Origin of the sequence: Aurantiacibacter rhizosphaerae, from assembly GCF_009807005.1 — a bacterium.
GTDB lineage: Bacteria > Pseudomonadota > Alphaproteobacteria > Sphingomonadales > Sphingomonadaceae > Alteraurantiacibacter > Alteraurantiacibacter rhizosphaerae.
Genome location: NZ_WUBR01000001.1, coordinates 1,050,443 through 1,071,713 on the forward strand (window position 1 = coordinate 1,050,443; position 21,271 = coordinate 1,071,713).

Annotated in this window: 19 protein-coding genes and 1 tRNA gene; 7 read left to right on the forward strand and 13 right to left on the reverse strand. The window is 63.1% G+C overall.

Annotated elements, in window-relative coordinates:
• Positions 1 to 16: 16 nt before the first annotated feature.
• From GRF63_RS04925 to GRF63_RS04955, 7 genes are all read right to left on the reverse strand, one after another.
• Positions 17 to 2,791, reverse strand: a complete 2,775-nt coding sequence (locus GRF63_RS04925) for a phosphoenolpyruvate carboxylase (protein ID WP_160484832.1) — start codon at positions 2,789 to 2,791, stop codon at positions 17 to 19.
• Positions 2,788 to 3,411: a bifunctional 4-hydroxy-2-oxoglutarate aldolase/2-dehydro-3-deoxy-phosphogluconate aldolase gene (gene eda / locus GRF63_RS04930; RefSeq protein ID WP_160484833.1), complete on the reverse strand. Its 624-nt coding sequence runs from the start codon at positions 3,409 to 3,411 to the stop codon at positions 2,788 to 2,790. Before eda ends, GRF63_RS04925 begins: the two co-directional genes overlap by 4 nt.
• 5 nt (positions 3,412 to 3,416) lie before the next feature.
• A complete protein-coding gene (gene glk / locus GRF63_RS04935; protein WP_160484834.1) occupies positions 3,417 to 4,394 on the reverse strand; it encodes a glucokinase in 978 nt (325 codons plus the stop codon).
• Positions 4,391 to 6,205, reverse strand: a complete 1,815-nt coding sequence (gene edd, locus GRF63_RS04940) for a phosphogluconate dehydratase (protein ID WP_160484835.1) — start codon at positions 6,203 to 6,205, stop codon at positions 4,391 to 4,393. The genes glk and edd overlap by 4 nt, the downstream gene beginning before the upstream one ends.
• The gene (gene zwf / locus GRF63_RS04945) at positions 6,198 to 7,628 is read right to left on the reverse strand and encodes a glucose-6-phosphate dehydrogenase (protein WP_160484836.1); all 1,431 of its coding nucleotides are present in this window, start codon (positions 7,626 to 7,628) and stop codon (positions 6,198 to 6,200) included. Before zwf ends, edd begins: the two co-directional genes overlap by 8 nt.
• 141 nt (positions 7,629 to 7,769) lie before the next feature.
• Positions 7,770 to 8,570, reverse strand: coding sequence for a transglutaminase-like domain-containing protein (locus tag GRF63_RS04950; protein ID WP_160484837.1), 801 nt, complete (start codon positions 8,568 to 8,570; stop codon positions 7,770 to 7,772).
• Between the two features lie 46 nt (positions 8,571 to 8,616).
• On the reverse strand, positions 8,617 to 9,033 hold the full coding sequence (locus GRF63_RS04955; RefSeq protein ID WP_160484838.1) for a secondary thiamine-phosphate synthase enzyme YjbQ: 417 nt from the start codon (positions 9,031 to 9,033) through the stop codon (positions 8,617 to 8,619).
• Positions 9,034 to 9,050: 17 nt separating this feature from the next.
• On the opposite strand from GRF63_RS04955, the gene GRF63_RS04960 reads away from it, so the two are divergent.
• The 3 genes from GRF63_RS04960 to GRF63_RS04970 all read left to right on the forward strand — a co-directional run bounded on the left by GRF63_RS04960 (position 9,051) and on the right by GRF63_RS04970 (position 10,818).
• A complete protein-coding gene (locus GRF63_RS04960; RefSeq protein WP_160484839.1) occupies positions 9,051 to 9,635 on the forward strand; it encodes an alpha-ketoglutarate-dependent dioxygenase AlkB in 585 nt (194 codons plus the stop codon).
• A 65-nt stretch (positions 9,636 to 9,700) separates the two neighbouring features.
• Positions 9,701 to 10,072: a DUF6152 family protein gene (locus tag GRF63_RS04965; RefSeq protein WP_160484840.1), complete on the forward strand. Its 372-nt coding sequence runs from the start codon at positions 9,701 to 9,703 to the stop codon at positions 10,070 to 10,072.
• Positions 10,069 to 10,818 (forward strand): hypothetical protein, encoded by a 750-nt coding sequence (locus tag GRF63_RS04970; protein WP_160484841.1) that lies wholly within the window; start codon positions 10,069 to 10,071, stop codon positions 10,816 to 10,818. Before GRF63_RS04965 ends, GRF63_RS04970 begins: the two co-directional genes overlap by 4 nt.
• Positions 10,819 to 10,853: 35 nt before the next feature.
• Here the strand turns inward: GRF63_RS04970 and rimO are convergent, their stop codons facing one another.
• Positions 10,854 to 12,221, reverse strand: coding sequence for a 30S ribosomal protein S12 methylthiotransferase RimO (gene rimO, locus GRF63_RS04975; protein WP_160484842.1), 1,368 nt, complete (start codon positions 12,219 to 12,221; stop codon positions 10,854 to 10,856).
• Positions 12,222 to 12,294: 73 nt separating this feature from the next.
• Here rimO and GRF63_RS04980 point away from each other — a divergent pair, with 73 nt between their 5' ends.
• A complete protein-coding gene (locus tag GRF63_RS04980) occupies positions 12,295 to 12,711 on the forward strand; it encodes a DUF1761 domain-containing protein (protein WP_337189614.1) in 417 nt (138 codons plus the stop codon).
• A gap of 34 nt (positions 12,712 to 12,745) precedes the next feature.
• Here the strand turns inward: GRF63_RS04980 and GRF63_RS04985 are convergent, their stop codons facing one another.
• The 5 genes from GRF63_RS04985 to sppA form a co-directional block, all read right to left on the reverse strand.
• The gene (locus GRF63_RS04985) at positions 12,746 to 13,807 is read right to left on the reverse strand and encodes a potassium channel family protein (RefSeq protein WP_160484843.1); all 1,062 of its coding nucleotides are present in this window, start codon (positions 13,805 to 13,807) and stop codon (positions 12,746 to 12,748) included.
• Between the two features lie 41 nt (positions 13,808 to 13,848).
• The gene (surE, locus tag GRF63_RS04990) at positions 13,849 to 14,604 is read right to left on the reverse strand and encodes a 5'/3'-nucleotidase SurE (RefSeq protein WP_160484844.1); all 756 of its coding nucleotides are present in this window, start codon (positions 14,602 to 14,604) and stop codon (positions 13,849 to 13,851) included.
• Positions 14,605 to 14,606: 2 nt separating this feature from the next.
• Positions 14,607 to 15,887: a serine--tRNA ligase gene (gene serS / locus GRF63_RS04995; RefSeq protein ID WP_160484845.1), complete on the reverse strand. Its 1,281-nt coding sequence runs from the start codon at positions 15,885 to 15,887 to the stop codon at positions 14,607 to 14,609.
• A gap of 83 nt (positions 15,888 to 15,970) precedes the next feature.
• A tRNA-Val gene (locus tag GRF63_RS05000) sits at positions 15,971 to 16,045 on the reverse strand.
• Between the two features lie 81 nt (positions 16,046 to 16,126).
• On the reverse strand, positions 16,127 to 18,031 hold the full coding sequence (gene sppA, locus GRF63_RS05005; protein WP_160484846.1) for a signal peptide peptidase SppA: 1,905 nt from the start codon (positions 18,029 to 18,031) through the stop codon (positions 16,127 to 16,129).
• 144 nt (positions 18,032 to 18,175) lie between these two features.
• On the opposite strand from sppA, the gene GRF63_RS05010 reads away from it, so the two are divergent.
• From GRF63_RS05010 to GRF63_RS05020, 3 genes are read left to right on the forward strand one after another with little or no spacing between them, the layout of a single operon-like run.
• On the forward strand, positions 18,176 to 19,219 hold the full coding sequence (locus tag GRF63_RS05010; RefSeq protein WP_160484847.1) for an aspartate carbamoyltransferase catalytic subunit: 1,044 nt from the start codon (positions 18,176 to 18,178) through the stop codon (positions 19,217 to 19,219).
• The gene (locus GRF63_RS05015; protein WP_160484848.1) at positions 19,216 to 20,451 is read left to right on the forward strand and encodes a dihydroorotase; all 1,236 of its coding nucleotides are present in this window, start codon (positions 19,216 to 19,218) and stop codon (positions 20,449 to 20,451) included. The genes GRF63_RS05010 and GRF63_RS05015 overlap by 4 nt, the downstream gene beginning before the upstream one ends.
• The gene (locus GRF63_RS05020; protein ID WP_160484849.1) at positions 20,441 to 21,202 is read left to right on the forward strand and encodes an SDR family NAD(P)-dependent oxidoreductase; all 762 of its coding nucleotides are present in this window, start codon (positions 20,441 to 20,443) and stop codon (positions 21,200 to 21,202) included. The genes GRF63_RS05015 and GRF63_RS05020 overlap by 11 nt, the downstream gene beginning before the upstream one ends.
• Positions 21,203 to 21,271: the final 69 nt, after the last annotated feature.

Below are 21,271 nucleotides of genomic sequence, written 5' to 3' on the forward strand. Positions count from 1 at the left end.
CTCTGGTCAGCCGCGCTTAACCATGCGCGCCAAAGATATTGGCGATGGCGGTGGAGATGCGCAGGCACAGGCCATAGGCGCGCTCTATCGGGTCGATAAAGTCACGGTGGATGGCTTCGTAGCCCTCGTCTGCACCATCAGGCCAATCGGTCGGTTGGGTCAGATCGAAACGGCTGATACGTGGGAAGTGGCGTGGATATGCGCGGCGTAGCTGGGCCAGCGCCTCCTCCACGCGCAGGGTGAAAATCATTTCCAGCACATCGTCACGGCTCACGTCGTTGGCCCGGCTGAACACCGGCACGCTGACGGCGCGGATGAACATGGCTTGCAGCAGGGCGATGCGCAGGGATTGCAGCACGCCGATCATGCGCCGCTTCTCTTCCCGGTTTTCGGTGGGCGAATCGTCCGGCACATGATCCAGCAGGCGATGGAACTTCATCGCATCCACGCGCAGGCGGCTGGCAAGGCGGCGGAACACGCCGACCCGGTCATCCTTCACCAGATACTCGCTCAGGCTTTCGCAGGCGGCGGTGAGGTTGCCTTCCGTGCCGCGATAGGGGCGGCTGGCCCAATAGGCGGAATTGAACAGCTCGCCATAGGCCGCCACGGTCTTCACGCTGGCCAGCGCATTGGCGGCACGCACCAGCCTCACCAATTCCAGACCGCGCGCCGAGTTGGCCAGCAGGCTGCCGATTTCCTCGTAATTGCCCTCCGCCGCTTCGCCGATCCCGGCGATGACGTTCACCGGATAGCCAAGCTGTTGCAGGATGGAATTGTGCGGAATGGCGCGGATCTGGCGCAGGCTCATCTCGCGGTCTGCATTAAGGTCGCTCTGACGGCGGGACACGCGGCTGCCGGTGGAATTCAGCAGGCCAAGGCCGAAGGCGGTGATGGCGCGCGAATAGGTGCGGCTTTCCAGATGCTCTCGCTGATGCTCTTTCACCGCGCGATAGAAATCCAGGCTCAGATCCGTGCGCTGGTAGAACACGTCCTTGGGCACATCGGTTTCTGTATGCGCAGGCTTGAGCACGGCGATGCGGGTAAGCGTGGCCTGTGCCAGTTCCGGCGTGGAGAACCACAGATAGCCGTCGCCGCCCTGAAAACTGACCTCCGGTTCCAAGGGAATGCCGGCGCGGGCAAAGCGCCGCTTGGCCCAGGGTGACAGGGCCCAGTCCAGCCTGTCCGCCATTTTTGCCGGATGTGCGCCGCGGCCCATGCTTTCGCCGTGGGTGTTGAAGATCAGCGCGGCCACATGGGTGAGGCCGTTCTTCTCCATCGCCCCGGCAAGGCGCCCTTGCAGACGTTCAATCGCCAGGCTGGCGGGGATCTGCCCGACGAAGCGGCCTGCATCGGAAAAACCGGCCTGAATGGCCACGCGTCCGCGCGTCTTGGCGTATTCCTGATACACCGGCTCTGCCAGCAGTTCATCCAGGAAGCGGCCGCCGTGTTCCAGCGCGCTTTCCGTTTCGAACAGCGGGGAGACATCGACCTTGTCCTCAATCCCGAACAGCTTTGCAAAATACAGCGCGGCCAGAACCGTGGCAGGCTCCTCGCACTCTGCAATCAGCATGCGAATGGGCGCGTCGGCATCGATATGGGCAAGGATCTGCGCCATGGCGATGAACTGGCGGATCGCGGTGCTGGCCTCTATCGCCAGCGCGCCGAAATTGCTGCGGCGCGGTTCTATGTTCTTGATCGCGCGGTTGAGGTGCACCACCGCGCCCTTGCTGGCGAGGTCCAGATTGCCATCGGGGTCAATCCGGCGGCGGATCGCATTGTGCAATTGCTTGGCATTTACGCGGAAATGGATCCAGCCCATGCCCAGCCCATCGGCGCGCATCGCGGCGGCCAGCGTCTTCAGCGCGACGGCGCGCGTTGCATCGTCGCAATCGGCCGCCTCGTCCTGCAAGGCGGTGATATAGCGTTTGAGGGACAGCAGCTTGCGCGGATCATTGGCCGTCAGCCGATTGGCGGCAACCGATAGCGCGGAAGGATCGGAAAGGTCCGCGGCAAAATCCTGCGCGCGTTCTTTGGCGTACATGGCTGCCGGGCGCAGTTCGCCCAGCAATGCGTGTTCGGCATCAATCTGTTCCAGCGCATCGACATAACGGCTGAGCCGTTCCGCCTTTTCGGAAAGGCGGAAACCGATGGAGTTGGACCACGTGATGTCGGTCCGCCCATCCATGTCATACCCCACCCAAGTGGCAAAGCGGAAGGGCAGGGGGGCAAGCTGGTGCCACTGATCCGGCCAGGTTTTCTCCGCATGGGCCAGCAGTTGCGACACGATGGTATCGCGCGCGTCCTGTGCATGGGCGATGGCCCGCATGGCGCGCTCATGTTCATAGGGCAGGGTGACCTGCGGCCGTTCCCCGCCGATGCATTCATCGGTGATCTCTTCCCCGTGGCTGGCGGCGTTTGCCACCGCATCCGATTGTGCAGGCGTCAGCAGGAACGTGGGGTGCGCGGTGAACACGGCGTGCAGCTGCGGGCGTTCCCACTGCGCGCGAAATGCAGCGAAATCGCCCTTTTCCAGCGTATCGGCCAAGGCCGTATCGTTAGCTGCATCTCCGATAGGGGCAACCATGCGTTCCAGCCGCGCGGCGCGATCTCCCAGTGATGCGATTTCCAGTTCGGCAATCAGCGCCTCGAAATCGTCGAGCGTCATGTCGCCTGCTTCCAGATCCCGCGACAGGTCATGGCCAAGCTGGAAAACCGGGTTGAACAGCGGCGTTTCCACCGTGCGCTTGTGCAGTTCCTGAAGCCGCTCGCTAAGGTCTGAGACGCCTGTCATCGTTGGCCCATCCTCGCAGCTTCGCGCGCCAGTGCTTCGATATTCTCAGTAGATGCGCCCTTGGGCGCAACCCAGCTGCCGCCCACGCACAGAACCTGCTTCATCGCCAGCCAATCGGGCGCGGTTTCAGCGGAGATGCCGCCCGTTGGGCAGAACTTGCACTTGCCGAATACCGAAGTCAGCGCCTTCAGCGCAGGGATGCCGCCATTGGCCATGGCAGGGAAGAACTTGAAATGGGAAAGCCCCATGTCGAGACCGCGCATCAATTCCCCGGCGGTGGAGATGCCGGGCAGGAACGGAATGCCAGATTTGATGGCGGCGCGGCCCAATGGCTCTGTCAGGCCGGGGGAGACGATGAATTCGGCTCCAGCTGCAAGGGCCGCATCCAGATCGCTCTCGTTCGTCACCGTGCCCGCGCCCACGATTGCGCCGGGCACCAGGTTCATGCGCTTGATCACCTCTATCGCGGCATCGGTGCGCAGGGTCACTTCCAGCACTTTCAGCCCGCCAGCCACCAGCGCCTCTGCCATCGGGCGCGCGTCGGCGGGATCGTCTACCACCAGCACCGGGATGACCGGGGCCGTCAGCATGATTTCCTCGATATTGTCGGGCGCGCTCATGGGTGTCAGTCTCCGTGACTTTGGAAAAATGCCGCTGCCGCACCGAACAGGCCGGGTTGCGGATGGGTGATGAGTTTGACGGGAATGCCCGCCATCAGTGTTTCGAACCGGCCTTTTGCGCGAAAGCGCTCGGCAAAGCCTGAATTGGGCAAATGGTCACGCAGGCGATAGCCAACGCCGCCTGCGATCACGACGCCCGAAAAACCGCCCTGCGCCAGCGCGATATCGCCCGCGACAGAGCCTAGCGAGAGGCAGAAGCGATCTATCGCTGCGGCGGCCAGCGAATCGGAGCCGTCCATCCCGGCGGTCCAGATCGTAACGTCATCCTGTTCCTTCACCGCGCGGCCTTCCAGCGCGGCGAGGGTGGCGTAGATATCGACAATCGCCGGCCCCGCCACAACGCGTTCGGTCGACACCCGGTTATGGCGCTTGCGCAGCCGCGCGAGGATCGCGTCCTCTATGGGGTCCAGCGGTGCGAAATCGATGTGGCCGCCTTCCGTGGCGGAAACGCGGTAGGTGCCATCGGCCTCCCGATAGAGATGCGCCACGCCAAGGCCGGTGCCGGGGCCCAGCACCGATAGGCGCCCGGTGGCACCCAGCGGCCCCTCCGGCCCGGTGAGATGCAGGAATTCATCATCGCCCGCCCGCGCCACGGCATGGGCCACGGCCTCAAAATCGTTGACGATTGTAAAGCGGGAGACGCCCAGCTTCGGTTCCACCAGCGCGGGACGGATGATCCACGGATTGTTGGTGAACCTGATGACTTCCCCGCCCACCGGCCCGGCAATCGCCATTGCCACGGCATCGGGCAGGCTGCCGCCCTTGCGCGCGCGGTAATCTTCCCACGCGGTCTGGAAACTGGCGTGATCTTCTGTCTGCAGGGTAACCGGCTCATCCATGGTGATGGTGCCATCCTCCGCCTGGGAGGCGATGGCGAAGCGGGCGTTCGTGCCGCCGATGTCTACGGTTACAAGTTCGCTCATAGTCCAGCCACCGCCAGCATTGCGCTGCCGCCTTTCTCTGCTTCGTCAGCCTGCGCGCGCATCATGGCGAACAGTTCGCGGCCCGTGCCCATTTCGGGCACCGGATCGGGGGCGGGGGTGCGGGTGGAAAGATCTGCCGTGGTGGAAAGCGTGCCCGTCTCCGCGCACACCCGCACTACGTCGCCATCGCGCAGCAGGCTGAGCGGGCCACCGCCCAGCGCCTCTGGCGAGCAGTGGATGGCAGACGGCACCTTGCCGCTCGCGCCGCTCATGCGGCCATCCGTCACCAGTGCCACGCGGTAACCGCGATCCTGCAACACGCCCAAGGGCGGGGTCAGCTTGTGAAGTTCCGGCATGCCGTTGGCGCGGGGCCCCTGGAAGCGCACGACGACCACCACGTCCTTTTCCAGCTCGCCTGCGGTAAAGGCGTCGGCCACCTGTTTCTGGGTGGAGAACACGCGGCAGGGCGCCTCGATGGTCCAGCGCTCCTTCTCCACGGCGGAGGATTTGAAGCAGGCGCGGCCCAGATTGCCTTCCACAAGGCGCATCCCGCCATCGGGCTGGAAAGGCTTGTCCGCCGTGCGCAGCATCTCGTCATCTCCGCTTTCACCGACGTCGCGCCAGTTCAGCGTATCGCCGTCCAGCCACGGTTCCTGGCCATATTGCGCCATGCCGCGTTCCTCGCCAACGCCGATCACGTCTGCATGGGCAAGGCCAGCGCCCAGCAGTTCCTGGATCACGAAGCCCATGCCGCCAGCGTCGTGGAAATGGTTCACATCGCCGGAGCCATTGGGATAGACGCGCGCCAGCAGCGGCACCGCGCTGGAAAGTTCGGAAAGGTCGGTCCAGTCGATCTGCACGCCCGCCGCCCGCGCAAAGGCGGGAATGTGGATGGCGTGGTTGGTGGAGCCGCCCGTGGCCAGCAGGCCGACAGCGGCGTTCACCACCGCTTTTTCGTCCACGCAGTGCCCCAGCGGGCGGTAATCATTGCCGCCCTTGCCCATGGCCGCCACGCGGTGCACCGCGGCACGATCCAGCGCCTGGCGCACCTTGGTGCCCGGCTGGAAGAAAGCCGCGCCCGGAATATGCAGGCCCATCAGTTCCATCATCATCTGATTGGAATTGGCCGTGCCGTAGAACGTGCAGGTGCCCGGCGAGTGATAGCTGCCAAGTTCGGAATCCAGCAGTTCCTGCCGCGTTGCCTTGCCCTCTGCATAAAGCTGGCGAACGCGCTGCTTCTCCTTGTTGGATACGCCGGACGGCATTGGCCCGCTGGGCACGAAAACGGCGGGCAGATGGCCAAATCGCAGCGCGCCCATCAGCAGGCCGGGCACGATCTTGTCACAAATGCCCAGCAGCAGCATGCCGTCATACATGGCGTGCGACAGGGCGATTCCTGTGCTGAGCGCGATCACGTCGCGGCTGAAGAGCGACAATTCCATGCCTGTTTCGCCCTGCGTCACGCCATCGCACATGGCGGGAGTTCCGCCCGCCACCTGCGCCGTGGCACCCACTTCGCGGGCGTAGATCTTCAGGCGCTCGGGATACCGGCCATACGGCTGGTGGGCGGACAGCATATCATTATAGGCGCTGACGATGCCGATATTGGGGCCGCTGCTGGTTTTAAGCGCCTCCTGATCCTCCAGCGCGCCGGCAAAGGCGTGGGCTAGGTTGGAGCACGATACCTGGCTGCGCTCCGGCTGGTTATCCGCCTCGTGATCGATCAGCTCGAGATAGGCGCGGCGCGTGTCCTTCGATTTCTCGATGATACGCTGCGTAACGCGCTCCACCGTTGGATGCAGCTTACTCATGCCAGCTTACTCCGTCACGTTCGGCCAGGGCGATGGCGGCGCTGGGGCCCCAGCTTCCGGCGCTATAGGTTTTGGGCGTCTTGCCCTCTGCTTCCCAGCCTGCGCGGATCGCATCGATCCAGTTCCACTGGGCTTCCACCTCGTCGCGGCGCACGAACAGCGTCTGATCGCCGCCAATCAGGTCCAGCAGCAGGCGTTCATAGGCGATGCGCTTGTGTTTGCCGGTGAAGGCATCGGGCATGCGAATGTCCAGCGGCACTTCGCGCAGGGTCATGCCCTCATGCTCGATACCCGGCACCTTCGCCATCATGGACAGCGAGATGTTTTCTTCGGGCTGGATGCCGATCACCAGCCGGTTGGGCTTCAGCTTGGCATCGGGGAAGATGGAGTGCGGCACGCAGCGGAAATTGACGATGATCTCTGTCACACGTTCGGGCAGACGCTTGCCGGTGCGCATGTAGAAGGGCACGCCCTGCCAGCGCCAGTTATCGATATGCGCCTTCAGCGCCACGAAGGTTTCTGTATCGCTGTCGCGGCCCAGTTCCTCGTCATAGCCGGGCACGATTTCGCCATTGCTGGCCCCGCCGCGATACTGGCCGGTCACGCTTTCCTCGTCCGACAGGTGGCGCAGCGCGCGCAGCACTTTCACCTTTTCATCGCGCACGGCGCCCGCGTCAAAGCTGCTGGGCGGTTCCATCGCCACCAGTGCCAGGAGCTGCAGCATATGGTTCTGCACCATGTCGCGCAGGGCACCGGCACCGTCATAGAAATCCACGCGGCTTTCCAGCCCGACGGTTTCACCCACGGTGATCTGCACATGATCGATATGCTGGGCATTCCACAGCGGTTCGAACAGGATATTGGCAAAGCGCAGCGCGATAAGGTTCTGCACCGTCTCCTTGCCCAGATAGTGATCGATGCGGAAGATGCGGCTTTCGGGAAAGGCGCTGGCCACGGCATCGTTGATCTCGCAGGAGCTGGAAAGGTCGGTGCCCAGCGGCTTTTCCAGGCAGATGCGTGAACGCTCATCCGCCAGCCCGGCCTTGGAAAGGCCTTCTATCGTGGGTTTGAACAGGCTGGGCGCGGTGGACAGGAAAATCGCGATCTCGCGGTCTTCGCCCACCTTTTCCGCCAGTTCCGCATATCCTTCCGGCGTGGTGACATCCAGCTGGCTGTATTGCAGGCGGTTGAGGAAACTGGCCATGCCGCCGCGCCGATCGGACGGCAGGAATTTCTCGATGGCCTCTCGTGCGAAATTGCGAAACTCGCTGTCGGTCATTTCAGACCGCGCGGTGCCGATGATTTCCAGTTCCTCCGGCAGCAAATCCTCTGCATCCAGCGCACATAGCGAAGGTAGCAACATCCGCCGCGAAAGATCCCCGGTCGCGCCGAAAAGAATGAGTGTTTGTGCCTTCGTGGTCACGCGGCCTCCCGGTTCAGTGCCATTGATTTTGGGTGCAACCCTAGACCCCCTGTTTGCTGCGGCGCAACATTATCCTTGAAATATGGTCCGGCGGAATACGTATTCGATCATGTTAACGTTCTCAACAAGCGAATGCGTCAATCAGCTTCTTTCCGTTACACGGATCGTGGAATTGTCGAAGTGCGACATGCCGAAGGTGGTGAGGAAGGATACGTCGGCAGCATCGCGGCCGATGCCGATTTTCGCCGTCTTTTCAGGGTCCGCCATGCGCGTGGCATCCACGATGTACCATGCCCCGCCGCCGGGGGTGGTGGGATCGTTCAGGAACACTTCCGCCACGGCATGAAAATCAGGCGGTTCCACGCCGGGGGCATAGCAGCTGACATAGCGTGCAGGGATGGTGGATGCGCGCGCCAGGCAGATCATCACATGCGCATAATCGCGGCAGATCCCGCGCCGTTCTACAAAGGTGTCCAGCGCGGTGGTGGTGGCGTTGGAAGCGCCGGGTTCGTAGGTGAACTTGTCCGCCATCCAGTCGCGCATGGCCAGAACCTGCTCTCCGCCCGAAAGATGGCCGAACTGATCAGCCACGAAGCTTTGCATCCGGTCTGCCTGGCAATAGCGGGAATCGAATAGGTATTCGACCGTCTCGCCCGGCAGATCATGCGGATCCAGCCTCTTCAGCCCGTCCAGCTTTGGCACCAGCCGTTCCACTTGAACGCTGGCCTTGTAATTCACGCTGTAATTGCCCTCCGCCCGGATCCAGATGCGTTCGCCAATGTCATTATGCGCCGGCACGCGCGCGGTGTGCAGCGCAGGCGACATGATGGTGTTGGACGAAAGGATTTTCTGTTCGGGAATCGCTGCCGCCTCGAACTGCAGCAGCAGATCGGTCGGCTCATCCAGGTGAAACGCAAATTCTGCGGATATATCTATGGGCATGATGTTGCGAACGTTCGGGAGAGAAGGCGGTTTCGCCAATTGCCGATTAGACGCCAATTATATGCGCAATAATCTCGCGGGCGTGCGCTGCGCGGCGGTGTTCTGCCAGATAAACACCCTGCCACGTGCCCAGCGCCATCCTGCCGCCGGACACCGGGATGGAGAGGGATGCACCCGTCAGCATGGTGCGGATATGGGCGGGCATATCGTCCGGCCCCTCGCTATCATGCTCGTACTGCGGGCCTTGCGGCACGGCCTTGTCCAGCCATCGCAAAAGATCGCGCTGCACGGCAGAGGCGGCGTTTTCGTTGATCAGCAAACTGGCAGAGGTGTGGCGGCAGAACAGGGTTAGCAGCCCTGTGTGAATGCCCGTACCCGCCAGCCAATCGGTGACATCGTCCGTAAATTCATACAGCGCCTGTCCCTGCGTATGAATGGTGAAGCGGTGCTGATCTTGTTGCATGCCGCCCTATATAGGCGATGATGCCACATCAGATAGACCTGTTTGCCTCAGAAAACGCCGATACAGCGCCGCCGATCGCGGGGCTGCAAGTGGTGCGCGATGCGATATCGGTGGAGGATGAGGCAGCGCTGGCGGCCCGGATCGACGCCGCCCCGCTCGAGCCGTTCCGCTTTGGTCAATGGACGGGAAAGCGGCTGACGGCCTACTACGGCTCTGCCTATGATTTTCAGAGGGGGCGCACCGCACCCGCGCCGCCGCTGCCCACCTGGCTGCTGGAACTGCGCCATAAGCTGGCGCCGCAATTCGGGCTGGAAGCGGAAGCTTTGCAACAGGCTTTGTTGATTCGGTATGATCCGGGCGCGGGCATCGGCTGGCACCGGGATCGTCCACAATATGCAGAAGTGCTGGGCCTTTCGCTAGGCGCGCCCGCGGTGATGCGCCTGCGCCAGCGCCGGCCGGATGGCACGTTCCGGCGTCACATTCTGCCACTGCCCGCGCGCGGCGCCTATATGCTGCGCGGGGAGGCGCGCGATGGCTGGGAACATTCCATCGCGCCGATGGAGGACCTGCGCCGATCCATCACTTTTCGCACCTTTCGTTGACTTTGTTTGCTACTACTGGACCCGGAGCGCATTTCGCGGCAGACTTGGCCCGGAGGAGAGTTAACATGCGAATTCTAGGCGTATTTGCCGCACTGGCGGCGGTAACAATTCCCGCCAGCGCACATCATTCATTCGCGGTCTATTTCGATCCGGAGGATACCGTGGTGCTGGAAGGCACGGTCACCGCATTCCGCTTTACTAACCCGCACGGCACTCTGGTGCTGGATGTGGACGGGCAGGAATGGCGGGCGGAAACCAATGCGCCGGTGGTGCTGCGCAGGCGCGGCTGGACCAGGGGCAGCGTGCGGCCCGGTCAGCATGTGACCATATCGGGATGGCGCGCGCGCGATGGCCGCCGCTACATGCGCCTGCGCGAAGTGCGCGATGAAGCCGGGCGGATGATCGGCAGCGCACCCTTTGGCAAGGACGACGGATGAAGCGCGCCGCAGGACTGATCGCCGCGGCGCTGGCTCTGATGGCCGCGCCGGCCATGCCAGCAGCCGCGCAGGATAGCCCTCCCGATTTCTCCGGCTTCTGGGGCCCGGTGTTCGAACCGGTAGAGCCTGCGGCCGATATGCTGGCGAAACTGCCCGATGGCACCGTGCTGGTGGAAGACACCGGCGTGGTGGAATTTCCACGCGGCGAATTTGGCGGGCTGGACCCCACGCCAGAAGCGCTGGCCAAGGCGCAGGAATGGCAGCCCGAAGATGACATGACGCTGGACCGCGTCTGCCTGCCGCCCAGCATCGTTTACGCCCTGCAAGGCCCGTTCCCCTTTGAAATCCACCAGACGGATGAGCTAATCGTGATCCGTTACGAATATTTCGATCAGGTGCGGCTGGTTTTCATGGATGATCGCACAGCGCCCGCCGATTATCCACATTCGAAGATGGGTTTCTCAACCGGCCAGTGGGACGGGGATGAGCTGGTGATCGAAACCACCCACATCATGCCCAGCACCATTACCAACAACGGGCTGGATCACTCAGCCGATCTGCGCATGGTGGAACGCTATCGCATTGATGGGGAAAGCGGGCGGCTGGTGGCGACGCAGTGGTTCACCGATCCGTCCACCATCACGAAGGACGGCGTGCGCTGGATCGAATGGGAAAAGCGCGAGGGGCAACATGTTTACCCCTATGAATGCGATCCGACCTTCGCCCTGGAATACGCTGCGCAATAGGGCGACAAATCGGCTGGAAGGCCGACTTCGCCCGATTATTGCGTGATGACGCCGTACAAATCGTGCGCGTCGGCGTCTTCCACCTCGACGTCCACGAAATTGCCCGGCTGGAGCGTTTCGGGCACGTTGCGCAGGTATACGGCGCCATCGATTTCCGGGGCGTCGGCCTGGCTACGGCCCGTGGCGCCGATGTCGCCATCCTCGTCCGGCTCTCCCACCTCGTCGATAATAACGGGCAGGGTGGTGCCGACCTTGGCGGAAAGCTTGGCGGCGCTGATACGCTCTGTCACTTCCATCACGCGGGCGAAGCGCTCTTCCTTCACTTCTTCAGGCACGGGGTTCGGCAGAGCATTGGCCTGCGCGCCCTCCACGGGCTCGAACCGGAAGGCGCCCACGCGATCAAGCTGAGCTTCTTCCAGCCAATCCAGCAGATATTTGAAATCGTCCTCCGTCTCTCCGGGGAAGCCGACGACGAAGCTGGACCGAATGGCGATTTCGGGACAGATCTCGCGCCACGATTTCAGGCGTTCCAGCACCTTTGCTTCGTTGGCGGGGCGCTTCATGGCCTTCAGCACGCTGCGGCTGGCGTGCTGGAAGGGAATGTCCAGATAAGGCGTTAGCAGCCCCTCCGCCATCAGCGGGATAACCTGATCCACGTGAGGGTAGGGGTAAACGTAGTGCAGGCGCACCCACGGCACATCGCCTTCGGTCGTGCGCATCTGGCCCAGTTCGCGGGCAAGGTCCGTCATATGGGCGCGCGGCTCGCGCCCATGCCAGGGCCGCGTTTCATGCCGGGTGTCCACGCCATAGGCAGAGGTATCCTGGCTGATGACCAGCAATTCTTTGGTCCCTGCGGCCAGCAGTTTCTCCGCCTCCCGCAGAACGGCGTCGATCCGGCGGCTGACCAGCTTCCCGCGCAGATCGGGGATGATGCAGAAGGCGCAGGAGTGGTTGCAGCCTTCGGAAATCTTCAGATAGCTGTAATGGCGCGGCGTCAGCTTGATATCCGGCTGCGGCACCAGATCGATGTAGGGGCCCTGCGAGGGCGGGGCGGCTTCGTGCACGGCCTCCACCACATCCTCATACTGATGCGCGCCGGTGATCGCGAGGACTTGCGGAAAGCGGTTGCGGATCAGTTCCGCCTCGTCACCCATGCAGCCTGTCACGATAACGCGGCCGTTCTCATTGATCGCCTCGCCAATCGCCTCCAGGCTCTCTTCCTTCGCGGAATCGAGGAAGCCGCAGGTGTTCACCAGCACCACGTCTGCACCCTCATAGTCCGGGCTCATGGCATAGCCATCGGCGCGCAGCCTTGTGAGGATGCGTTCTGAATCCACCAGCGCCTTGGGGCAGCCGAGGCTGACCATGCCGACTTTCTTCTGTTCAGGTATTTGCGATGCCATGATGGCCGCGCCTCTACACCCGATTGCCGCTTTGGGCTAGAGTGCGCGCGGGCCGCGTTAGGGGAGATTGATTGTGGGCAATGTAAACATGCTGGCCGTGGTGCTGGGCACGGTGGTCTTCTTCGTGATCGGGGCGATTTGGTATGGGCCGCTGTTCGGCAAACAGTGGCGCAAGCTTACCGGCATCACGGATGACATGGTGCAGGCGGGGCCACGACCGGGGCAGAAACCGGTATGGCTGATCATGCTGCTGGCATTCCTGCTGGAAATGGTAGTGGTGCTGATGCTGGGCCACAATATCGCCCGCGCAAACCCCGCGCCGCACGTGATCATGATGATGGCCGTGGGCTTTGGCGCTGTGATCATGACGCCGGCATTGGGCATCAATTACCTGTTCCAGATGCGACCGGGCAAATTGTTCGCCATCGATGCCGCGCATTTCATCGTCGGCATGGCGGCGGTGGGCGGGGTGTTTATCGCCCTTGGCTGAGTAGGCTGGACGAGATCGTGGCCCAGACCTTTGCCTAAACCTTAGCCTGGACCTGCTCGCCCGCCAGCTCATCCGCTTCGGTGGGACGGATTTCCACGATGATATCGCCCGCCTGCAGGCAGGTTGCCTCATGCTCCCAGAAGCCGCAGGCCACGCCGTTGCGATAGATGCGCAGGCCCTGCCCGCCGGTGGCGAGTTCACCAAAGGACTTGCCGATTTCATCCGGCATCACTTCACGCTCCACCAGTTGCACACGGCCCGTGACGGAGGCGAGATCGCCCAAGTAATCCGCGATATGCGCGCCGCGTGCACTGCCGGCCAGCAGCAGGCCGGTAAAGCGCACGGGGTTGATCACGTTGTCCGCACCCGCCTGCCGCGCCAGCAGTTCGTTATCGGCGGCGCGCACCACCACGCTGATGGGAACCTTTGGCGCAAGGTGGCGCACGGTCAGCACGATGAGGATGGAGGAATCGTCGCGCCCCGCGGAAACCAGCACGGTCTGCGCTTCGGTAATGCGCACGGCCTCAAGGTTTTCGTCGCGGGTGGCATCCGCCTCGATCACGTTGCAGCCCAGCATTTCTGCGGATTCAAGGCGTTCCTGATCCTGATCCATCACCACGATGCAGGCAGGATCGGTGCCGCGTTCGATCAGTTCGCCCACGGCCTCCGCACCGGAGACACCGAAGCCGAGCACCACGACATGATTGGATAGCTGGTCCTGAATACGGGCCATGCGGAATTTCTCCCAGCTTCGCTTGATAAGAAAGTTGTACGCCGTGCCCACGAAGATGAACAGCACGGCAAATCGGACAGGCGTCACGATCAGCGCCTCCACCAGCCGGGCACGATCGCTGATCGGGGCGATATCGCCAAAGCCGGTGGTGGTGATGGAGATCATGGTGAAATAGATCACGTCCAGAAAGCTGACGTGGCCGTCGAGGTTGTCCACCAGCCCTTCGCGATCCCACCAGTGGATCATCACCACCACGAAGATCAGGAAAACGGCCAGGCCCAGGCGGATGAACAGGTCACCCCATACCGGGATATTCACCGCCCGGCGCAAGGGGGTGGATCGCCGCTTGCTGGTTTTGCGCAAACCCCTGTTGTGCGATTGCGCCACGGGTCAGGCTTTCCCGATCACGCGGCGAACCTGCTGGCCAGCGCATCGATCGCTGAATGGTTCGTCAGGTCCAGTTGAAGCGGGGTCACGGCGATATAACCATCGTCCACCGCTTCCAGATCCGTGCCGTGATCCAGCGTGTGCTCTGCGGGTTGCAGGCCGAACCAGTAATAATTGCGACCGCGCGGGTCCGTACCCTCCACCAGCGATCCGCGCGCATAATCGTGGAAGCCCTGCCGCACCACGCGAATGCCTTTCACATCTGCAGCGGCCAGCGCGGGGAAGTTGACGTTCACCAGTGTGCGCTTTGCCATCGTCACGTCGATCAGCGGGGCCAGCACCTTTGCGCCCCACTGCTCTGCCGCCTCGAAACTCTGGACGGTTTCACTGTAGGCCTGGCTGAGGCCAATGGCAGGAATGCCCGCCAGCGCGGCCTCCATCGCGGCGGAGATGGTGCCGGAATAGGTGATATCGTCGCCCAGGTTCTGCCCGGCGTTGACGCCCGACAGCACCAGGTCCGGCAGGCGATCGGCAAACAGCTTGCGCAGCGCCAGGTTTACAGAATCGGTGGGCGTGCCGGTAACGCTGTAGCGATTGTCACCATGATCGCGCAGGCGCACGGGGTGATGCAGGGTGAGCGAATGGCCCGCGCCCGACTGCTCCTCTGCCGGCGCACACACCCACACATCGTCGGACATGGCCCGCGCAATACCCTCCAGCACCTTCAGTCCGGGGGCGTGAATGCCATCGTCATTGGTAAGAAGGATGCGCATATTCAGCTTGCTACCAGCTTTTCGACGCCGCCCATATAGGGCTTTAACGCATCGGGCACGACAACGGAGCCATCGGCCTGCTGATAGTTTTCCAGCACGGCAACCAGCGTGCGCCCCACGGCAAGGCCGGACCCGTTTAGCGTGTGTACGAATTCGGTTTTCTTCGCGCCTGCCTCTGGCCGGTAGCGCGCATTCATGCGCCGCCCCTGGAAATCCCCGCACCAGCTGATGGAGCTGATTTCGCGGTAGGTATTCTGCCCCGGCAGCCACACCTCCAGATCGAATGTCTTGCGCGCGCCGAAGCCCATGTCGCCCGTGCACAGCAGCATCTTGCGAAACGGCAGTTCCAGCGCGCGCAGAATGCTCTCGGCGCTTTCCACCATATGCTCATGCTCGGCATGCGCATCCTCGGCGCGGCAGATGGATACAAGCTCCACCTTGTCGAACTGGTGCTGCCGGATCAGGCCGCGCGTATCCTTGCCGGCCGCGCCCGCTTCGCTGCGGAAACAGGGGGTGAGGGCGGTGAGGCGGATGGGCGCGGAAAGGTCATCGATAATCTGTTCCCGCACACTGTTGGTGAGCGAAACCTCGGCAGTCGGGATCAGCCAGCGGCCATCGGTGGTCTGGAACAGATCCTCTGCAAACTTGGGCAGCTGCCCGGTGCCGAAAACAGCCTCGTCCCGCACCAGCAGCGGCGGCGCGCATTCGGTGTAGCCGTTCTCGCCCGTCTGCCGATCCAGCATGAACTGGCCGATGGCACGGTTCAGCTTCGCCATCTGGCCACGCATGAAGGTGAACCGAGAGCCGGACATGGCCGTCGCCGTTTCGAAATCCATGCCCAGCGCAGGGCCAAGATCGGCATGTTCCTGCGCCTCGAAATCCAGCGCTTTGGGCGTGGTCCAGCGGCTTACCTCGACATTGTCATCCTCATCCGCGCCTTCGGGAACACCGTCTGCGGGAAGGTTGGGAATGGCGGCCAGCACATCGGAAAGGGAGCGGCCCAGCGCGCGTTCCTCTTCCTCTATCTGCGGCATCGCCTGCTTGATCTCGGCCACTTCGGCCTTCAGGCTTTCGGCCTTTTCCTTGTCACCCTGGCCCATGGCCTGGCCGATGGCCTTGGATGCCTCGTTACGGCGGCCCTGCATTTCCTGCAGGCGCGTGGTCAGCTGCCGCCGTTCCTCGTCCAGCTTCAAGATTTGGGCGGCCACAGGCTCCACCCCGCGCTTCGCCAGCGCGGCGTCGAAGGCTTCGGGATACTCTCGTATTTGTCGCAGATCGTGCATGGCCGCGGGCTATGCCTCGGCAGCTTGCCGCTTGTCCAGCATGGATGCGAAGATCTGCAGGCCGGATCGCGATGATGGAGGGATGGTGGGCGCGGCAAGGATTGAACTTGCGACCCCACCCGTGTGAAGGGTGTGCTCTACCACTGAGCTACGCGCCCGCCGATTCACGGCAGGGGCGGGCCTTTGCCATTTTCACAGCGCCAAGACAAGTCAGAGATTGTTGCGCCGCCCCGCGTGCGTCAGTCTAGCCCAAGGCGGCCCAGCAGGGCCATCCACGGGTGCCATGCGCCTTGGGCGTCCGGCACGCGGTGTGCGCCGGGCATGATTGTGCATTCAAGGCAGCGGGCCTGCACCCCTTCGGCAGCCATGAAACTGTTCATCCCGCCCATGACTTCTCCCAGCCGCGCAACTTCGCGGCGGGCGAAGATGGAAGCGACATCGCGGCCGGCGTGCGCCTGCGTTTCATCGCTGCCCATCACCATTTGTGCCAGCAGGGTGTCGTAAGGGTTCGCATCGTCGCCCAGGAAGCGAACCTCGTATGAATCCGCTTCCAGATCGGCGCGAGTAGCCGCCCAGGCAATTGCCGCGTCCAGATCGCCGAACTGGTCCACAAGGCCCAGTTGCCGTGCGGCCCCGCCATCCCACACGCGTCCCTGGCCAAGCTCGTCTGCCCTTGCCGGGGTGATGTTGCGGGCTTCGGCCACAAGAGCCAGGAATTGCGTATAGAAGCTTTCCGTCGTGGCCTGAAGCACCGCGTCAGCCTCTGGCGTGAAGCCTGCAAGAACATCGGGCTGACCGGAAAGGCCCGTGGTGCGCACGCCATCGCTGGTGACGCCATAATCGGCCAGCAGGTTTTCAAAGCTGGGGATGACGACGAACACGCCGATGGAACCGGTCAGCGTCTCCGGCTCTGCAAAAATGCGTTCTGCCGGGGTAGCAATCCAGTAGCCGCCGCTGGCAGCGTAATTGCCCATGGAGACGGCGATGGGCGTTCCGGCGTTGCGGTGGCGCATGATGGCGCGACGAATGGTTTCGGACCCCGTCACCGTGCCGCCGGGCGAATTGATGCGCACCACCAGTGCATCCAGATCATCGTCCAGCGCATTGTCCAGAAGGCGGGCGATGCGCGTGGCTCCTGCAGCGCCGGGCCCGGCTTCACCATCGCTGATTTCCCCGTCCACCGTGATCACGCCGATGCGGCCATCATCGCCGGTATCGCGCTTGGCGTCGACCTCGGCCAGCCATGGATCATATTGGGTGGAGGCGAAGGCACCGGGTTCATCGGACCAGTCATCCTCCCCCACCTGATTGGCGATATGCTCCCCCCATTCCACACGCGTTCCGATCCTGTCCGCCAGGCCAGCGGCAAGGGAAGCTTCGGCCAGATTGTTGTTCGATGCGGCAAGCCATGCCGCGACATCCTGCGTCACCAGGTCGATTTCGGCCTGCGGGCGCGCGGCGGTGACATTGGCGCGCCATTCCTGCCACAGCGTCGACAGAAGCTGCGTAAGATTCTCGCGCGCTTCGGGAGACATGCCCGATTGGGTGTAGGGCTCAACCGCGCTTTTATAAGTGCCGACGCGATAAACGTGGGCGGTAATGTTGAACCGCTCCAGCGCCTGCGCGAAATACAGGTTTTCACCGCCGGGCCCCATGATGGCAACGCCGCCCATCGGATCCACCCAGATCTCGTCCGCATGGGCGGCCAGCAGCATGGCATCGTCCCCATAGGCATAGGCGTAGGCGTAGATCGGCTTCTCTGTTGCCTTGAAGCGGTCCAGCGCGCCCGTGATTTCCGACATGTGCACGGCGCCGCCGCCCAGAAAGCCGGTGAGATCGAGGGCGAGGGCCTCTATCCGGTCATCTCCCGCAGCCTGATCGATTGCCTGTACAAGATCGCGCGCGGCATATTCGCGCACCGGAATGGATTGCGATATCAGCGCCTGCAATGGATCGATGGGGGATTCTTCTTCCACCACGCTGCCATTGATATCCAGCAGCAGGGCGCCATCGCGCACCAGGCCGGGATTGGGCCGCGCGCTCAGCACGGCGAACAGGGCCATGAAGAACAACAGCAGGAATAAGAGGGCCAGCGCGTCCTTCACCCCAACCAACAGCCGCCAGACCTTGCCTGCAAATGCCATGTAAACGCGTTCCCTCGAATTCTCTATTTCAGCCCGTTTAGGGCGCGTTGGCAGCAAGAGCCAGAGTTAACAGGGCAACCGGCAAATGCGCATCGACCAAGGGCATTGCCAGCCCCATGACTGTGCCCTAATGGCGTTGCTTTAATGACATCGCCGCAAAACACCTCGACCGGCAGCCGCTTTCCCCAAGGCGGCCAGGCCTTTCCGCATCGTGACCTGATCGGCATTTCGTCGCTGGAGCGGCACGAAATCCTTTACCTGCTGGCGGAGGCGGAGAACTACGTCGCCTTCAACCGGCAGGCCGCCAAACATTCAGACCAGCTTGCCGGACTGACCATCATCAACGCCTTCTTCGAAAACTCCACCCGCACGCTGCTGTCTTTCGAGATCGCGGGAAAGCGGCTGGGGGCCGATGTGGTGAACATGCATGCGGCGCAGTCCAGCGTGAAGAAAGGCGAAACGCTAATCGATACGGCGGTGACGCTGAACGCTATGCATGCCGATGCCATCGTGATCCGCCACGGCAGCAGCGGCGCGGTGGGGCTGATCGCCAGCAAGGTGGATTGCCCCGTTCTCAACGCAGGGGACGGTCAGCATGAACATCCCACGCAAGCCCTGCTGGATGCGCTGGCGCTGCGGCACAAGCTGCGTGACCTGGGGCATGATTCAGAAGATTTCACCGGGCTGACGGTGACGATTTGCGGAGATATCCTGCACAGCCGCGTCGCGCGGTCCAACATTCTGTGTCTGCAGGCCATGGGCGCCACGGTCCGCCTGTGCGCGCCGCCTGCGCTGATGCCTGCAGGGATAGAGCGAATGGGCGGTGTGGTATTCCACGATTTCGATGCCGCCCTGAAAGATACAGACGTGGTGATGATGCTGCGCCTGCAGAACGAGCGGATGGACGGGCAGTTCATCCCCTCTCCGCGTGAATATCGCCATCTCTATGGCCTGACGCCGGAACGGCTGGCGCTGGCACGGCCCGATGCCATCGTGATGCATCCCGGCCCCATGAACCGCGGCGTGGAGATCGACAGCACAGTTGCCGATAATGCCGACCGTGCAATTATCACCTCGCAGGTGGAAATGGGCGTTGCCATCCGCATGGCGTGCCTCGATGTCCTGACCCGCAAGGCGCGCGGAGTGCCCGGCTGGGGCCAGGCGGAAGCCGGGGGAGAATGGGTATGAAACAGGCTCAACCCCTTTCCATCACAGGTGGAACACTGATCACGCCGGGCGGCCCTGTTGAGGGCACGCTGCGCTGCGACGATGGCGTAATCACCGCCGTCGGCAACGATGCGGCCTCAGGCGATGGCGATCAGGTTTTGGATGCCAAGGGCAAGTTTGTTGTCGCAGGCATCGTGGACCTTGGCGTGTTTGCGATAGACAAGCCGGCGTTCCATTTCGGCGGCATCACGCGCGCCGGGCTGATGCCCGCTCTCTCTCCACCGCTGGATTATCCTGCACGCGTTCGCTTCATGGCGCAAAGCGGCAAGCCGGACCTGTGGGTCCACCCGCTGGCCGCCGCGACAAAGGGGCTGGAGGGTGAGCAGCTGGCGGAAATCGCCATGATGCGCGATGCGGGCGCAAGGGCCATCGCCACGGGCCGCAAATGGATCCGCGATAGCGGTGTGATGCACCGCCTGCTGCAATATGCGGCGATGCTGGACATGGTGGTTGTCACCCATGCGGAGGATTCCGGATTGGCCGGCAATGCCGCCGCAACCGCCAGTGAAATGGCCACGCGCATGGGCATCCCCAGCGCCCCGAAGGAGGCAGAAACGCTGGCGCTGGCTCGCGATATCGCCTTGGCAGAGATGAGCGGCGCACGCATCCATGCGCGGCAGGTGACGACGCGCGCCGGGCTGCAACTGGTACGGCAGGCAAAGCAGCGCGGTGTCTCCATCACGGCCGGCGTCACGCCTGCGCATTTCATGCTGTCTGACCTTGCGATGGGCGATTATCGCACCTTTACCCGCCTCTCTCCGCCTCTGCGGGAAGAGGATGACCGGCAGGCCGTGATAGAGGCCATCGGCGATGGCACGATTGACGTGATCGCCAGCGGCCACGATCCGCGCGGGCCTGAGGACAAGAACCTGCCCTTCGCCGATGCCGCACCGGGCATGGCGGGCGCCGAAACGCTGCTGGCCATGACGCTGACCCTCGTGCGCGACGGCGTGATCGACATGACCCGCGCCTTCGATTTGCTCGCCCGCAATCCCGCCAGCCTGCTGGGCGTGGAGGCCGGATCGCTTGCAGCCGGGAAAGAGGCGGACATCGCCTTGCTGGACAGCGAAGAGCCCTGGGTGGTCGATTCGCGAGAAATGGCAGCGGCGGCAGGCAACACGCCGTTTGACCGTCAGCCGGTGCAAGGCCGGGTCACGGCCCTCTGGAAGGGCGGAGTAGCGATTGACCTTTGATTTCAGCCACAAACGCGCGCTGGTGACAGGCGCAGCATCGGGCATCGGTGCGGCGGTGGCCACGGCGCTGGCGCAGGCGGGCGCGGCGCATCTGGTGCTGGTCGATAGCGACGAGGATCGCCTTTCCGCGCTCAGCCTGCCGTGCGAGACGACACTGCATTGCGGAGACGTGGCTGACGAAGAGCTATGGACCGCGATAGAGGGGGAGGGCGCGCCGCTGGACGTGGCATTCCTCAACGCCGGAATTGCCGGGACCGCTGCTCCGCTTGCCAAGCTTTCACTCACCGACTGGCGCAAGGTCATGTCGGTCAATCTTGACGGCCTGTTTCTTTCGCTGCGCGCCGCCATCCGCCTTGCGCGTGACGATGCCGCAATCGCGATCACCGCGTCTTCCGCCGGAGTGAAGGCAGAGCCGGGAACCGGCCCATATGGTGCGTCAAAGGCCGGGGCGATCCAGCTTGCCAAGATCGCCGCGAAGGAAGGTGCGCCGCGCCGGATACGCGTGAACGCCATCGCGCCGGGCGGGGTGGATACCGCGATCTGGGACGACCTCCCTTTTTTCGAGAAGCTGAAAGCCAAGCACCAGGGCGACAGGCAAGGCGCCTTGCTGGAAATGGCCAGGGGGATGACGCCGATGGGCCGGTTTGAAACCGCCGAGGAGATCGCGATGCAGGTGCTGTTCCTGCTTTCCAGCGCATCGGGCACGATCACCGGCACCACGCTGGTCAGCGACGGCGGCTACTCGCTGTAGCGAATAACAGCGGCGGCCAAAGGGAAACCCCTCCCCGCACTGATGCGGAAAGGGGTCCATCTCTTCTTC